Genomic DNA, 14460 nt, shown 5'->3' on the forward strand with positions numbered 1-14460 from the left:
GGGGCGATTGGCGCAGATGGTTAGCGCGCTTCGTTCACACCGAAGAGGTCACAGGTTCGAGTCCTGTATCGCCCACCCCACAGCAGACGGAGCGGCCCGGCGAGACCGGGCCGCTCCGTCTCGTCTGTTCCCGGCGCGCGGGCCGGGAACGGTCAGCGGACCGGTGCGCCCGGGCCCAGCGGGATCCCCAGGGCCCACCAGGCGAAGAACAGGGCGCTCCAGGCCACGGTCATGCACACGGCCAGCGGCAGCGTGTAGGACGCGAGGGTCCCGATGCCGGCGTCCTTGCGATACCTCTGCAGGAAGCCGAGCGCCATGATGAAGTACGGGCTCATGGGCGTGATCGCCGTCGAGCCCGAGTCCGCGATACGGAACAGCGCCTGCGTGGTCTCGGCGGGCACGGACAGCAGCATGAGCATCGGCACGACGATGGGCGCCGCGATCGCCCACATGGCCGACCCGCTCGTCACGAGCACGTTGACCACGGACAGCAGCGCGAGGACCGCCAGGAAGACCACCCAGATCGGCACCCCGCTCGTCTCCAGCGCCTCCGCCGACCGCACCGCGAGCACGTCCCCGATGTGCGTCCAGTCGAAGTACTCGAGGAACTGCGCGATCGCGAAGAACAGCACCAGCACGGGCGCCATCTGGCGCACGCCCTCCGCCATGAGCCGCGGCACGTCCGCCACGGTCGAGATGGCGCCGGACCGCCACCCGTACACGATGCCCACCAGGGCGAAGAGCACGGCCACGATCGCCGCGATCCCGTCCAGGAACGGCGACTCGGTCAGGCTTCCGTCCGGGCCCCGCAGTGGCGACGCCGGCGGCAGCACCGTCGCGGCGACCAGGACGAGCGCGCCGATGCCGGACAGGACCGCGGCACGCAGCGCCGAACGGTCGCGCGGGGAGAGCTCGAGGCCCACCATGTCGTCCAGGTCCGCGTCGGGATCCGGGTCCAGGTCCGGGCGCCTGGCCAGGACGAGGCGCGTCACCAGGGTGATCACGAGGGCGAGCAGCACCGACGAGGCGATGTTGAAGAACCAGTTGCTCACCGGTGAGACGTACGCCGCGGGATCGATGATCCTGGCGGCCTCGGTGGTGATGCCGGCGAAGATCGCGTCGTTCGGCGTGGGGATCGGGCTCGCGTCGTAGCCGGAGGCGATCGACGTGTACGCGACGACGACACCGAGGATCGGCGACCTGCCCACCGCCCGGAAGGCGAGCCCGCCCAGCGGGACCAGGATGATGTAGGCGGCGGCGCTGGCCACGTGCGAGACGGTGCCCGCGAAGGCGACGGCGAATACCACCCACGACACCGACACCCGCGACACCGACACCTTCATCGCGGCCGACAGGAACCCCGTCCGCTCGGCGATCGCGACGCCCATCATGACGGCCACGATCGTGCCCATCGGTCCGAACCCGGCGAAGTTGTCGACGGCCGTGGAGACAGCCATGGCCAGCCCCGCACCGCTGAGCAGGTTCTGGACCACCACCTCCTCGCCGTCGGCGGGCGAGACGACCGAGACCCCGGCCGCCGCCATGCCCGCGCTGGCGACCGCGACGATCGCGGCCAGGATCCAGAACAGCCAGAACGGGTGCGGCAGCGCGTTGCCCACCCGCTCGACGACCGCGAGCGCCCGCAGCACCCGTGGCAGCTCGTCCTGCTCGGTGGCCGGTGCGGTGCCGGGCGCTGCGCTCATGAGGCGCTCCCCGGCCGCACGTGCCCGCCCGCGACGCCGGCCGGGAGCCGCTCGTCACGCAGGAACTCCCACATCACCTCGTGGGCCTCGATGCTGTGCGTGGCGTACCCGCCGCCGGAGTAGCTGTCCTCGCCGGGCCAGGTGTGGCCGCCGCCGAGGATCGCCACGTGGGTGACGTCGGCTCCCGCGGCGCAGCCGGTCCAGCGGGAGGTCGTCACGTCGAACGCCGTCCGCTCGGTACGGGGCTGCCCCGTGCATCCGTTCCGTCCCGCCCAGGCGGCCACCCACCCGGGGACGGCCGGGAGGCCCCGGCCGGCGTCGCCGTCGTACGGGATGGTGGCGTCGTCGGTGCCGTGGAAGTCGATGACGGGCACCGCGCGGCCGGGCTCGCAGGTGGGGTGCCCGGTGCCGTAGAAGGCGCCGGCGACGGGTGCGACGGCGGCGATCCTCGTGGACAGCTCGCACGCCAGGATGCCGGCGAAGCCCGCGCCGTTGGACTTGCCCGTCGCGTACACGCGACGGGTGTCGACGCACAGGTCGTCCTCGAGCAGGTCGAGGACGTCGTTCGTGTAGGCGACGTCGTCGACGCCGGGCGCCGAGTAGGGCGCCCCCTCCCAGGCCTGCCGGTCGCCGTCGCCGGTACCGACGACGCCGTTGCCGTACGCGACGATCGCGGGGAGCGCGTCGAGGCCGGAGAACGCCTCGGTGCCCTCCCCCGTGCTGCCCCTGCCGTGGAACACGAGCACCACCGGCCAGGCGCGATGGCTGCGGTAGCCGTCCGGCAGGTGCAGCCGGACCGTGCGCTCGCGGCCGCCGCCGGCCAGCGTGCGCAGCACGCTCGTCCCGGCGTCCTGGTCCGGGTCGGTGCCGCACCCGGCCGAGCCCCGGGCGACGTGGGGAGCGCTGCCCGACGACGGCGCGGCGGCGGGTTCGGCGGACGCCGCCCCGCCCGCCGGCACGGCGGCGAGCAGTGCCGCGGCGAGGACCGGGGCCAGCCGGCGCTGCCACCGCCGGGTGACGGGGTGCGCACCGGGCGGAGCCGGCGCGGTGGGCGGTGCGGGTGGTGTGGGCCCGTGCGCTGTTCGTGCTGTCGACGTTGACATGCGAGTCCTTCCGTGGTTCCGATGAGGGCCGCCCCCGCGTGTGCGGGCATGACGGCATGGACACCTGGCGTTGCCAGGTGCGTCGGGGGTGGTCGGTCGTGCCGCGCGGTGCGGGCCCTCCCGCGGTGCGGCCCTACACGGCGGGCCACTCCTCGATGAAGCCGGTGATCCGGGCGACGATGGCCGTCACGATGGCCGCACCGTCCTCGGCGGTGGCGCGACGGGGGTCGCCGAGCACGCCGTTGGGACTGAGCCGGTCGTACGGGAGGGTGAGGGCGGGGTGCACGTGGCGCCGTGCGGCACGCCCGGTGTCGTCGAGCTGGTCGGGGGTGGTGGTACCGGGCTCGAGCCGGTCGGTGTGCACCAGGTGGGGTGCGATGTGCAGCATCTGCGCGGTCTCGGCCTCGCCGGAGTGGCCGTGCACGGCGCTGGGTTCCATGGCGGCGACGGCGTCGCCCGCCAGGGAGGTGAGGGGCGTCCAGGCGAGCTGGAGGCCGGGATGGGTGACCAGCAGGTCCTGCGCGACGGTGGTGAGCGCGGCGTTGTTCCCGCCGTGCCCGGTGATCACGAGGATCCTGGCGAAGCCGTGCCGGTACAGGCTGGTGGCGTACTCGCGCACGACGGCGGCGAACGTCCCGGTGCTGAGCGACACGGTGCCGGGGAACGCGAGATGGTGCGGTGAGACGCCGACCGGGACGGACGGCCCGATCAGGACCCGGTCGCCCAGGCCGGCGGCGACCTGCTCGGCCACCGCCTCGGCCCGCACGAGGTCGGTCCCGAGCGCCATGCCCGGTCCGTGCTGCTCCAGTGCGCCGGCGGGGATCAGGACCACGGCGCCGCGCGCGGCGCCGTCGGCGGCCTCGCGCGTCGTCAGGTCGGCGAGGCGCGGGGGTGCGGACCGTGGCGGCGCGCTCATCGCTCACCCTCGCCGAAGTCGGCCGACTCCACGGACTGGAGGATCGTCTCCAGGTGCGCGCGGGTCAGCGAGCCGGCCGCGGCGCGGTCGCCGTCGCGCACGGCGGCGAGGATCTCGAGGTGCTCGGCGTGGTCCCGTTCGCGGTCGTCGTACCGGAAGCGGATCTCGGTCTGCTCGGTGGCGCGCACGTGGAGCAGTGCGTCGACGGTCTCGCGCAGCAGGTTGTTGCCCGACGCCGCCGCCAGCTCGACGTGGAAGTTCAGCGCGGGCCGGACGCCGCGCACCGGCGGTCGCAGCGCGGTGGCGGCGGCCGCCTCGAGCCGCTGCAGGGCTGCGGCGTCGCGAGCGGCGGCCGCCGCCGCGGCGATGCCGGGTTCCAGCACCAGGCGCGCCTGGACCAGCTCGGTCACCGCGGCGCGCGTGATGTGCGGGCGATGCGGGTTGGCCAGGACGGTGCGCTCGATGCCCGCGCCGATGTACGTCCCCGAGCCGTGCCGCAGCTCGACCGCGCCGGTCGCCTCGAGGCGCCGCAGCGCCTCCCGCACGGTGGGCGTGGTGACGTCGAACCGCTTGGCGAGGTCACGGGAGGACTCGAGCACGTCGCCCGGTCCGAGTCGCTCGGTGCGGATGAGCCGGACGATGTCGTCCGCGAGCTGCTCCGAGAACGAGGCTCTACCTTGAGTCATGGAAAGTGACTAAATCACTTAGCCAATCTCGCGTCAAGAGTGTCCGGAGCAGACGCTACCGAGCCGCGGGCCGATCCGCCCCGACCGGTCGCCCTCGGCGACGGCCGCGGGTGTGACCGACACCTGCCCGCGAAGGTCGGGTTCGATTGGACCTTCACCTGCTCCGTCGCGTAATCTTCTCCGAGCACCGGTTCCCTCAGAGCGAGCCGGAGAAGCGCGGACGTAGCTCAGCTGGTAGAGCATCACCTTGCCATGGTGAGGGTCGCGAGTTCGAATCTCGTCGTCCGCTCTGACGTGGGTGAGAGCCCTCGCGGTGGGTTGGCCGAGTGGCGAGGCAGCGGCCTGCAAAGCCGTACACACGGGTTCGAGTCCCGTACCCACCTCGCGCGATTGGCGCAGCGGTAGCGCGCTTCCCTGACACGGAAGAGGTCACTGGTTCGATCCCAGTATCGCGCACGAGACGGAAAGGCGGAGTGGTTCCGGCGGGGCTGGACCCACTCCGCCTCGTCGTTTCCGGCCGCCGCGCCGCTCTGTCGCCGTGCACCTCCCGGGCGTACCGTCGGTGGCATGTGCCGCAACATCACGACCCTGCGCGGGCTGGAACCGCCCGCTACCGACGAGGAGATCACCGCCGCGGCGGTGCAGTTCGTCCGCAAGGTGACCGGCGTGACGAAGGTGAGCGACTCCACCCGCGAGCCGTTCGAGCGAGCCACCGGCGAGGTCGCCGAGATCGTGACCCGCCTGCTCGACGAGCTGCCCGCCCGCAGGCAGCCGCCACAGACCGTCCCGCCGCTGCGCCGCGCCGAGGTCCAGGCCCGCATCGCCGAACGGCAGCGCGCCCGCGAGGAGCACGAGCGCATGCACGAGCTCGGCGTCGCCCACGACCACTGAGGCCGCGGACGACGCCGTCGTCGTGCCGGGTTCGTCCGGCAGACCTGCCGGCGTCCGAGGCGTCAGCCGTCCGGGCCCGGGGGCCGCGGGGCCGTGTCGTCCTCACCGCCACCCGCGTCCGGCGGCGGGGGCGGGGGCGGGGGCGGGGCCACGCAGGCCAGCGCGTGATCGGGGCTGTAGGTGGTGGTGTAGGAGCGCTCGATGGCGACCGCGCCCGTGTCGATGCGCTTGACGGTGCGGTTGATCGTGATCGTGAAGCCCGGCTGACCACCCGGGTAGGACACGCACCCGGCGTCCGAGCTCGTCACCACGCCCGGCGGGACGACGTTCCGCTTCTCGCCCACGACCCAGGTGTTCACGAAGAACTTCTTGCTCCAGATCCGCACGTGCAGCTGGTTGTCGGCCACCCAGGACTGCAGCACGGCCCCGTACGGCGTGTTGTTCCGCACCTTCATGTCCTTGCTGCCCACGGCGATCGTCGCCTCGTGGCCCGCCGGATAGCGCTCGAACCAGTACGAGTGCGGATGGTGCTCCACGTCCTCGAACCCGGCGATCATCGCGGCGTTGTACGTGGTCGTCGCCATCTGCGACAGCCCGCCACCGACGCCGTCGATGTGCTGCCCGCCGATGATCATCCCCGACGCCACGTACCCGTTCGCCAGGCTGATCGGCGACAGCGCCTCCACCAGGGAGAACGTCTCCCCCGGGCGGATCAGGTCACCGCTGATCATCTCGGCGCCCCGGACCAGGTTCTGCGTGCGGACGCCATCGCTGGTCAGCGGCGTGGAGAACTCGGCGACGATCTGATCGACGCCCATCTCCCGCAGCGCCTGCGTCGAGTTCTCCGGCGTCTGCTGCACGATCTTGAGCGTCGCGGTGCGGTCGTCGCCGAGCGCCGCCTCGCGGATGGCGCGCCGGGTCTGCTCGTCGTCGAGCGTGGTGCCGAGGTTGCCACCGACGATCTCGGGCTTGCCCGAGGCGAAGCTGAACTGGGTGACGTCCGGGACCTGGAGCAGGTTGTCGGTCCGGTCCACGATCACCTGCGTCAGCCGGGTGCTGTCGAACCGCGCGGCGAGCGCACCGTCCTTCGCCACGAAGCTCACCGCCGACGCCAGCGCCTTCGGCGGCAGCGTCACCCGCTGGTCACCGACGCTCACCTGGACCGGGCCGGACACGACCTTCCCGGCCCGCGCGAGTGCGGCGTCGACCTCCTCCTGCGTGATCTCCGGCGCGACGGTCTCGGTCGGCAGCTCCACGGGACCGTCCGTGACCAGCCATGCCGACGTGATCGCCCGCCCGGCCGCGTCGGGGTCGATCCGCGTCCCGTCCTGGGCGGCGGTCGGGGTCGGCTCGACGCCCGCGAACTCGAGACCGCCCTCGACCGGCGGGACCACCATCGAGTCCTCCAGGCCACCGACGGCGGTCGCGAACGCCTCGTCGTTGACGCCGAAGACGACGTCGCCCGGGCCCGCACCGAACAGGTGCTCCCACATCCGGGCGGGGCTGAGGCTGAAGCCGGTGAGCGCGTCGGCGGTCGCGGTCGCGTCCACGGACAGCCCTGCCGAGACCGGGTCGAGCGTCGTCGTCGCCGTGCCGGCGGCGAGCTCGATCTTCTTCGTCGTGGCCTCCGCGAGCGCCTCGTCCAGCACGTCGGCCGCCTCCGCGGCCCGCAGCCCGCCGACGTCGGTGCCCGCGACGGTGGTGCCCTTCGGCACGACGCCCGCGACCGTCGCGGCAGTGATCGTGTAGGCGAGGGCCAGGACGAAGACGGCCGAGACCGTACCGACCACGACGCGGCGGTTCCGGGTCGCGACCTCGGCGGGGTCGGCGGTCCGCCGACCGTCCGGGCCGACACCGGTCCACCACGTCCGCAGGTCCCGCACCCACCCGGCCACGACGGCGCGGGCGGAGCCGTCCGCCCGGCGCGAGGCATGGGCGGGGGCACCGGTGTGCGTCGGCTGGTCGCCCGCGGGCCGGGGGAAGGAGAACGGAGACGGTTCGGCCTGCGGCCCGGTGGTGCGGGCGGGCTCCGGTGGGAGCGTGGGCTTCCAGGCCGGCACCGGTGCGCGTGCGGGCTCGGGCTCGGGTGCCGGCTCCGGGGCTGATCGGGGCCCGGGCTTCCCGGTGGGATCGGGTGCGGGCTCGGACCCGGTCTCCGGCGCCGGCGCGGTAGGCGCTGGGCTCACCCTGGCGGCGTCCTTCGTCGCGGCCTCGACGAGCGCGAGGGCGATGACCTGCACGTCGATCGGACCGGTGAAGGTCGTGCCGTCCTTGGCCCCCTCGGACCCGCCCGCGACGGCGGGCGCGGCTCCGGGCGACCCGGCCCCGTCCGGCGCACCGTCGGCATCGGTCCCTGGCTCGGCACGCTTCGCCTGCTGGGCTCCGCGCTCCGGCCGAGCACTGCCCGGTCCGTCGTCGCCCGGTCCGTCGTCGCCCGGCTCACCGTCCGCAGCCTCGTCAGGCCTCGCCTCCGCAGCCTCGTCCGGCCCCGCCTCCGCGGCGTCGCCCGGCCCCGCCTCCGCGGCGTCGCCCGGCCCCGCCTCCGCGGCGTCGCCCGGCTCAAGGCCCGCGGCGTCGCCCGGCTCAGGGCCGGCAGCGTCGTCCGCGGCAGTCTCCCCCGTCTCGGCGGCGGGAACCGTCACCGAACCGTCCGGCGATTCGTTCTCCGGCGCGTCGTCGTCGGGTACTTCGGTGCTCGCCTCGCCGTCGTCGGCGGCCTCGGGCTCCGGGCCGTCCCCGCCCGGCCCGTCCTCGTCGGTATCGTCCTCGGAGGGCACCTCCACGCCCGGCTTCTCGTCGGTCTCCGTGTCCTGCGGAGGCCTGTCCTCGGGCGGCTCGTCCGGTTCCTGCTGCGCCGATCCCGGTTCTTCCGGTGTCGTCGGATCGAGCGTTGTCGAGCGCTCCGAGGGTCGGTCCATCAATCGATCTCCGTGCTGTTCACGAGGGGGGAAGAGTGGAGCGATTCTCGCAGACCTGGCCGACGCCTCGGTTCACCTCGGCCGCCGGTCGGCACCCACCTCGATGAGGCGCGGCATCCCCGGCGGCGCGACCCTGCTGACCGCCAGGTAGCGCGCTTCCGCACGGTGCAACCGGATGTGCTCGTCGAGGGACCAGTCGGGCCCGTTGGTCAGCACCATCCCGCAGGAGCAGTCGATCTCGGCCCGGCCGCCAGCCAGGTGCCGCAGCTCCCCCACCGTCACGTGCGACGCGCGGGCATCGGCCTTGGCACGATGCATCGCGGCGCTGACGGGCACGGTGTTCTCCACGGCGCCCAGGCTACGTGCGCGCGCCTCGGCCGTGCACCATCGCACGTACGGCGCGCACGGCCGCCGCCCGGACACCGGCGTCCACGACGGTCGGTCCCGGTCGACCGGGCTACAGCTCCTCCGGGTCGTCCCAGGACACCCCGCTCGAGTCCCCCGACATCGGGTGGAGCTCCTCCGCCGCCAACCGCTTCGGCGCCTTCGTGGCGTCCCCACCACCCAGCAGCTCGCTGCGGGTGGGCCGCCGGGCCCTCGGGCGCGGCGCGATCCGGGCGTACGACGCCACGGACTCCTCGCCGGGCTCGAGCCGAACCGTCATCGGCACGTCCACGTCCGCACCGGCCTCTACGTCGGATCCGTTCGCCTGCGACTTGCCAGCCTCGGTCACCATGGAACGGATCCTCGCAGCGAACCCTGAGCACTGCCCGCGCAGAGCGAGCAGCACCACGGTCACAACACGCCCTCGACACACTGTGTTCGCACTCTGACCAGCAAGAACACTCAGTCCCGCGAGGTCGTGCCCGTGTCGCGCGGCCGGACATCACGACACAGAGCGAACGTGCTGGGCCCGGCCGCCCGGCAGGTGTGATGATGCTCCACATGCAGACCTGGCCCGGCCGCCCGTATCCCCTCGGGGCTACCTTCGACGGCACCGGCACCAACTTCGCCCTCTACACCGGCGTCGCCGAGCGCGTGGAGCTGTGCCTCGTGTCCGACGACGGCGGTGAGACCCGCGTCGACGTGACCGAGGTGGACGCGCACGTCTGGCACGTGTACCTGCCCGGCGTCGGCCCCGGGACCCGCTACGGCTACCGCGTGCACGGACCGTACGACCCGGTCCGCGGCCACCGCTGCAACCCTGCCAAGCTCCTCCTCGACCCGTACGCCAAGGCGATGGACGGTGACCTGGACGGCGACCCGGCGCTCTTCTCCTACCCGCTCGACCGCCCCGCGGAGTCCACCGCGCGCGACGCCGTGCCGACGACGTCGGACTCCGCCCGGCACACCATGACCTCGGTGGTGGTCAACCCGTTCTTCGACTGGGGCCACGACCGCCCGCCGGCCACGGACTACCACGACAGCGTCATCTACGAGGCGCACGTGCGCGGCATGACGATGCGGCACCCGGACGTCCCGCCCGAGCTGCGGGGCACCTACGCCGCGCTGACGCAGCCCGCCGTGCTCGACCACCTGGCGAGCCTCGGCGTCACCGCGCTGGAGCTCATGCCGGTGCACCAGTTCGTCACCGACCCGTCGCTGCAGGCGAAGGGCCTGAGCAACTACTGGGGCTACAACACGATGGGGTACTTCGCCCCGCACAACGGGTACGCCGGGTACGGCACCCGCGGCGAGCAGGTCATGGAGTTCAAGGCCATGGTCAAGGCCATGCACGAGGCCGGCATCGAGGTGCTGCTCGACGTCGTCTACAACCACACGGCCGAGGGCAACCACCTCGGCCCCACCCTGGGCTTCCGCGGCATCGACAACGCCGCCTACTACCGGCTCGTCGACGACGACCCGGCGCACTACTTCGACACCACCGGCACGGGCAACTCCCTGCTCATGCACTCCTCGGCGGTGCTGCAGCTCGTCATGGACTCGCTGCGGTACTGGGTCGAGGAGATGCACGTGGACGGCTTCCGGTTCGACCTGGCCGCCACCCTGGCCCGGCAGTTCCACGAGGTGGACCGGCTGTCCACGTTCTTCGACCTCGTCCACCAGGACCCGGTGATCTCCCAGGTCAAGCTGATCGCCGAGCCGTGGGACCTGGGTGCCGGCGGCTACCAGGTGGGCGGGTTCCCGCCGCTGTGGACCGAGTGGAACGGGCGGTACCGCGACACCGTGCGCGACTTCTGGCGCGGGGAACCGGCCACCATCCCCGAGCTCGCCAGCCGCCTCACCGGCAGCAGCGACCTCTACGAGCACACCGGCAGGCGGCCCGTCGCGTCGATCAACTTCGTCACGGCCCACGACGGGTTCACGCTCACCGACATCGTCTCGTACGACGAGAAGCACAACCAGGCCAACGGCGAGAACAACGCCGACGGCGAGAGCCACAACCGTTCCTGGAACAGCGGCGCCGAGGGCCCCACCGACGACCCGGGCGTCGCACGGCTCCGCGCCCGCCGGCGGCGCAACTTCCTCGTCACGCTGCTGCTGAGCCAGGGCGTGCCGATGCTGTCCCACGGCGACGAGATCGGCCGCACCCAGCAGGGCAACAACAACGTCTACTGCCAGGACAACGAGCTGTCCTGGATGGACTGGGAGAACCAGGACAAGGACCTCCTCGACTTCGTCCGGCGTACCGTCCGCCTGCGCCGTGACCACCCGGTGCTGCGCCGGCGCCGCTTCTTCGACGGCACCCGCGTCGGCGGCCTCGCCGACGTCGAGTGGCTCGACCTGACCGGCGCCCGGATGGACGACGCCGACTGGCACACGTCCTACGCGCGCACCGTCACCGTCTTCCTCAACGGCGACGCGATCACCGAGACCGACGGCCGCGGCCGGCCCATCGCCGACGACTCGTTCCTCCTGCTCCTCAACGCCCACTCCGAACGGCTTGACTTCACGCTGCCGCCGGCCGACTACGGCACGACGTGGACGGTGGAGCTCGACACCGACGACAACGCCGTGCCCGGCACCCGGATCGGCGCGGGCACCGTGCTGCCGGTGACGGGGTACAGCGTCGTCGTGCTCACCCGGCCGCGCGCGGACGCCGGCGGCGCCGACTGACCGGGCCGGGTTCTCGGCGCTGCCACGACACCGAGGAGGAAGCCGCACCGATGTCTCCCCGTCGCCGTTCGCGCCGCTCCTGCGGCATGGTGCGGCCCCGCTGCGGCCGGCCGGCCCGGAGACGGTCTGGCTCGCGCAATGGGCACTCACCGGGGCGATCGATGTCGCCTCGGCCGCTCCTGGTCCAGGACCTCGTGCTCCCCGATGGCGACGCCGCGGCCGCGCCGACTCGCTCTTCCGGCGCAGCGGACTAGGCTGGCCGCCGTGACCGGACCGAGCTCGGAACCCTCTTTCGGGTCCCCCCCACCTCCCGGCACCGCACCCGAGTCGTCCGTCCCCGGCCGGCGCCCCGTGGTGTGGGCGCCTCATGCGCGCGTGGTCGAGGTCCTGCTGCCCTACGACCCGGGCGAGGAGCCCGAGCACCTGCCCCTGCGCCTCGTCGGCGCCGACCACCCCGGAAGCTGGGGAGCCGACGTCGACCTCCCGCACGGCACCGAGTACGGCTTCTCCGTGGACGGCGGCCCGCTCCTGCCGGACCCGCGCTCCGTGTGGCTGCCCGACGGGATCCACGGCCCCAGCCGCGTCTTCGACCCGACGGCGTACGCGTGGTCCGACGGTGCGTGGTCGCCGCCCGACCTCACCACCGGCGTGCTGCTGCACGTCGACGTCGCCTCCTTCACCCCCGGCGGCACGTTCGACGACGCCGCCCACCATCTCGTGCAGATCGCCGACCTCGGCATCGACGGCATCGAGATCGCGCCCGTCGCCGCCTTCGACACCGGCGAGGGACCGTCGGGCGGCGTCCGCCTGCACTCCGTCGCCCAGGCGCTCGGCGGCCCCGCCGGCCTGCAGCGCCTGGTCGACGCCGCGCACCGGGCCGGGCTCGCCGTCGTCCTCAACGTGCCCTACCGGTGGGCGGTCACCGACGGGCTCGGCCTCGACGCGTTCGGCCCCTACTCGGCCGGGTACCAGCCCTCCCGGCCCCGCACCCGGGTCGACGACCAGCTCGCCGCCACCCGCGCCGCGCAGGCCATGCGCCCGCGCACCGGCCAGATCCCGCTGACCCGCCCCCGCACCGGGCCGATCAACCTCAGCGCGGCCCTCGGCTCGGCGCGGCCGCGCCGGCCCGGGCAGATGCCCGCACGGCTCACCTCCGGCCCGGCGATGCGCACCGACGCCACGCTCACCCGCATCAACCTCGACGGCAGCGGCAGCCTCGGCCCCCGCGGCTTCCTCATCGACAACGCGCAGCACTGGTTCCACACGTTCCACCTCGACGGGATCGTGCTCGACGCGCCCGCGCTCGCCGACCGCGCCCAGATCCCGTTCGTCCAGGAGCTGGCCGACTCGGTCGTGCACGAGGGCGAGCGGACCGGCCGCCGGTACGCGCTCTACCTCGACGGTCCCGGCCTGAGCGACCGTCTCACCAGCAGCGTCGCCGGGCTGCTGCTACAGCCCGGCCGGCCCGAGCACATGGCGACCGTGCGCATGCTCGCCGAGACGCTCGCGCCGTCCGTGCGCCGCGCCGCGCGCCAGGGGCCCCGGCACAACCGGCGGAACGTGCGCCGCGCCGGGGCCGCCGTCGTGGAGGACATCACCCGCCTGCCCGGCGCGATGCTCGCCGTGCCGTGGGCGGACGAGGAGAGCCCGGCCCGCGCGCTGCTCGACATCGACGACGTGGACGTCCGGGCCAGCCTCCTGGCCTTCGCCGCGCTCGCCGGCACGCCGCTGGTGCTGGACACCGAGCACGTGCCCGTCGTCCCGCGCACACCCGACGAGATACGCCTGACCAGGTGGGCCCGCACCCTCCTGCGTGTGCGCCGCACCATCGCCGCCGAGCTGGAGCTGCCGCTCGACATCCGCGCCTCCACGGACTCGACGGTCTTCGCCGCGGTGCGAGGGCGCGGCGCGCTGGTCCTGAACACGTCGGGGGCGCTGGCGGCGCTCCGGCTCTCCACGCTGCTGCGTCCGCACGAGGGCGCGATCAGCGCACCGGCGCCCGAGGAGTTCCGCCTGCAGGCGGCCTGGGAGCCCGGTGCGACGCGTCTGGTCGGCGACACGCTGACGGTGCCGCCCCGCATGGTCGCGGTGCTCAGGGCGGACTGACGAACGCCAGGGGTCAGCGCCGGGCCCCGGCCTGCTTGCGGCCCTCCTCGGCCAGGGCGCCCAGCCGCGACAGCGCGCGGTAGTACTTCTTGCGGTACCCCCCGGCGAGCATCTCCTGGGTGAACAGGCCGTGCTCCCCCGTGCCGCCCAGCAGCACCGGCACGTCCCGGTCGTACAGCCGGTCCACGAGCACCACCAGCCGCAGCGCGACGTCCTGCCGCGTCACGCGCCGCACGCCGGTGAGCGCCACCAGCTCCACGCCGTCGAGCAGCGCCCCGTACCGGGAGGGATGGACGGTGGCGAGGTGCCCGACGAGGTCGTCGAACACGTCGAGGGTGGCGCCCGCGCGGCCGGCGGCCGCTGCGGCGACCTCCGTGTCGGGCAGCGGCTCCGCGTCCGTGACCATGACCCGGTGCCGGTAGTCCTCGCCGTCGACCCGCAGCACCTCGAAGCGCGCCGCGAGCGCCTGGATCTCCCGCAGGAAGTCCTCGGCGGCGAACCGGCCCTCGCCGAGGGCGTCGGGCAGCGTGTTGGACGTCGCGGCGAGGGCGACGCCGCGGTCGGCGAGCTCGCGCAGGAGGCGGGACATGAGGGTGGTGTCGCCTGCGTCGTCGAGCTCGAACTCGTCGATGCACACGAGGCGGCGGGCGGCGAGCGCGTCCACCGTGGGCAGGAACCCGAGCGCGCCGACGAGGTTCGTGTACTCGACGAACGTGCCGTAGGTGACCGAGCCGGCGCCGAGCTCCTCGGTCACCGCGTGGGCGAGGGAGGTCAGGAGATGGGTCTTGCCGACGCCGAAGCCACCGTCGAGGTAGACGGCCGGGGCCGGGGGCCTCTTGCGCAGGAGCGCGAAGGGGCGGGGCCGCCCGCCGGCGACGATCTGCGCGGCCGCCTCCTCCAGCCGCGCGAGCGCGCGTGCCTGGCTGGGGTGGCCGGGGTCGGCGCGATAGGTCGAGAACCGGGCCGAGGCGAAGTGGGGCGGCGGGACCATGTCGTCGACGAGCCGGTCCACCGGCACCTCGGGCCGCACCCCGGTCAGTGCACGGGTGCTGCCGGGGA

At 73.6% G+C, this 14460-nt stretch carries 11 protein-coding genes and 4 tRNA genes; 7 read left to right on the top strand and 8 right to left on the bottom strand.

The annotated features are described in order from the left end of the window. The first annotated feature begins 1 nt into the window (after position 1). A tRNA-Val gene (locus tag ACYU96_RS12540) sits at positions 2 to 75 on the top strand. A gap of 77 nt (positions 76 to 152) precedes the next feature. On the opposite strand, the gene ACYU96_RS12545 is transcribed toward ACYU96_RS12540, so the two are convergent. From ACYU96_RS12545 to ACYU96_RS12560, 4 genes are all read right to left on the bottom strand, one after another. Next, positions 153 to 1703, bottom strand: a complete 1551-nt coding sequence (locus ACYU96_RS12545; protein WP_460753707.1) for an AbgT family transporter — start codon at positions 1701 to 1703, stop codon at positions 153 to 155. Beyond that, positions 1700 to 2806, bottom strand: coding sequence for a CE1 family esterase (locus tag ACYU96_RS12550; protein WP_460753709.1), 1107 nt, complete (start codon positions 2804 to 2806; stop codon positions 1700 to 1702). The genes ACYU96_RS12545 and ACYU96_RS12550 overlap by 4 nt, the downstream gene beginning before the upstream one ends. 133 nt (positions 2807 to 2939) lie before the next feature. Continuing rightward, the gene (locus tag ACYU96_RS12555) at positions 2940 to 3722 is read right to left on the bottom strand and encodes a creatininase family protein (RefSeq protein ID WP_460753712.1); all 783 of its coding nucleotides are present in this window, start codon (positions 3720 to 3722) and stop codon (positions 2940 to 2942) included. After that, a complete protein-coding gene (locus tag ACYU96_RS12560; RefSeq protein WP_460753715.1) occupies positions 3719 to 4408 on the bottom strand; it encodes a FadR/GntR family transcriptional regulator in 690 nt (229 codons plus the stop codon). The genes ACYU96_RS12555 and ACYU96_RS12560 overlap by 4 nt, the downstream gene beginning before the upstream one ends. Before the next feature lie 216 nt (positions 4409 to 4624). On the opposite strand from ACYU96_RS12560, the gene ACYU96_RS12565 reads away from it, so the two are divergent. From ACYU96_RS12565 to ACYU96_RS12580, 4 genes are all read left to right on the top strand, one after another. Then, a tRNA-Gly gene (locus tag ACYU96_RS12565) sits at positions 4625 to 4697 on the top strand. 23 nt (positions 4698 to 4720) lie between these two features. Further along, positions 4721 to 4791 (top strand) — tRNA-Cys (locus tag ACYU96_RS12570). Position 4792: 1 nt separating this feature from the next. Further along, positions 4793 to 4864: transfer RNA gene (locus ACYU96_RS12575), tRNA-Val, on the top strand. Positions 4865 to 4975: 111 nt separating this feature from the next. Further along, entirely contained in the window at positions 4976 to 5299 is a 324-nt protein-coding gene (locus ACYU96_RS12580) for a DUF2277 domain-containing protein (protein ID WP_460753718.1), read from the top strand. 62 nt (positions 5300 to 5361) lie between these two features. Here the strand turns inward: ACYU96_RS12580 and ACYU96_RS12585 are convergent, their stop codons facing one another. The 3 genes from ACYU96_RS12585 to ACYU96_RS12595 form a co-directional block, all read right to left on the bottom strand. After that, entirely contained in the window at positions 5362 to 8217 is a 2856-nt protein-coding gene (locus tag ACYU96_RS12585) for a VanW family protein (RefSeq protein WP_460753720.1), read from the bottom strand. Positions 8218 to 8289: 72 nt separating this feature from the next. Then, complete coding sequence (locus tag ACYU96_RS12590) at positions 8290 to 8565, bottom strand: hypothetical protein (protein WP_460753723.1); 276 nt, start codon at positions 8563 to 8565, stop codon at positions 8290 to 8292. 109 nt (positions 8566 to 8674) lie between these two features. Then, positions 8675 to 8953, bottom strand: coding sequence for a hypothetical protein (locus tag ACYU96_RS12595; protein WP_460753726.1), 279 nt, complete (start codon positions 8951 to 8953; stop codon positions 8675 to 8677). Between the two features lie 209 nt (positions 8954 to 9162). On the opposite strand from ACYU96_RS12595, the gene glgX reads away from it, so the two are divergent. Both glgX and ACYU96_RS12605 read left to right on the top strand, forming a co-directional pair. After that, positions 9163 to 11295, top strand: coding sequence for a glycogen debranching protein GlgX (gene glgX, locus ACYU96_RS12600; protein WP_460753728.1), 2133 nt, complete (start codon positions 9163 to 9165; stop codon positions 11293 to 11295). 375 nt (positions 11296 to 11670) lie between these two features. Then, on the top strand, positions 11671 to 13401 hold the full coding sequence (locus ACYU96_RS12605) for an alpha-amylase family protein (RefSeq protein ID WP_460753731.1): 1731 nt from the start codon (positions 11671 to 11673) through the stop codon (positions 13399 to 13401). Positions 13402 to 13414: 13 nt separating this feature from the next. Here ACYU96_RS12605 and zapE read toward each other — a convergent pair whose 3' ends face one another. After that, entirely contained in the window at positions 13415 to 14392 is a 978-nt protein-coding gene (gene zapE, locus ACYU96_RS12610) for a cell division protein ZapE (RefSeq protein ID WP_460754630.1), read from the bottom strand. Between the last annotated feature and the right edge of the window lie 68 nt (positions 14393 to 14460).

This window comes from Myceligenerans cantabricum (genome assembly GCF_054777735.1).

Bases quoted from the DNA above. Each gene is read 5' to 3' on its own strand.
- ACYU96_RS12545 (WP_460753707.1), bottom strand. From the start codon at position 1,703: ATGAGCGCAGCGCCCGGCACCGCACCGGCCACCGAGCAGGACGAGCTG.
- ACYU96_RS12550 (WP_460753709.1), bottom strand. From the start codon at position 2,806: ATGTCAACGTCGACAGCACGAACAGCGCACGGGCCCACACCACCCGCA.
- ACYU96_RS12555 (WP_460753712.1), bottom strand. From the start codon at position 3,722: ATGAGCGCGCCGCCACGGTCCGCACCCCCGCGCCTCGCCGACCTGACG.
- ACYU96_RS12560 (WP_460753715.1), bottom strand. From the start codon at position 4,408: ATGACTCAAGGTAGAGCCTCGTTCTCGGAGCAGCTCGCGGACGACATC.
- ACYU96_RS12580 (WP_460753718.1), top strand. From the start codon at position 4,976: ATGTGCCGCAACATCACGACCCTGCGCGGGCTGGAACCGCCCGCTACC.
- ACYU96_RS12585 (WP_460753720.1), bottom strand. From the start codon at position 8,217: ATGGACCGACCCTCGGAGCGCTCGACAACGCTCGATCCGACGACACCG.
- ACYU96_RS12595 (WP_460753726.1), bottom strand. From the start codon at position 8,953: ATGGTGACCGAGGCTGGCAAGTCGCAGGCGAACGGATCCGACGTAGAG.
- glgX (WP_460753728.1), top strand. From the start codon at position 9,163: ATGCAGACCTGGCCCGGCCGCCCGTATCCCCTCGGGGCTACCTTCGAC.
- zapE (WP_460754630.1), bottom strand. From the start codon at position 14,392: ATGGTCCCGCCGCCCCACTTCGCCTCGGCCCGGTTCTCGACCTATCGC.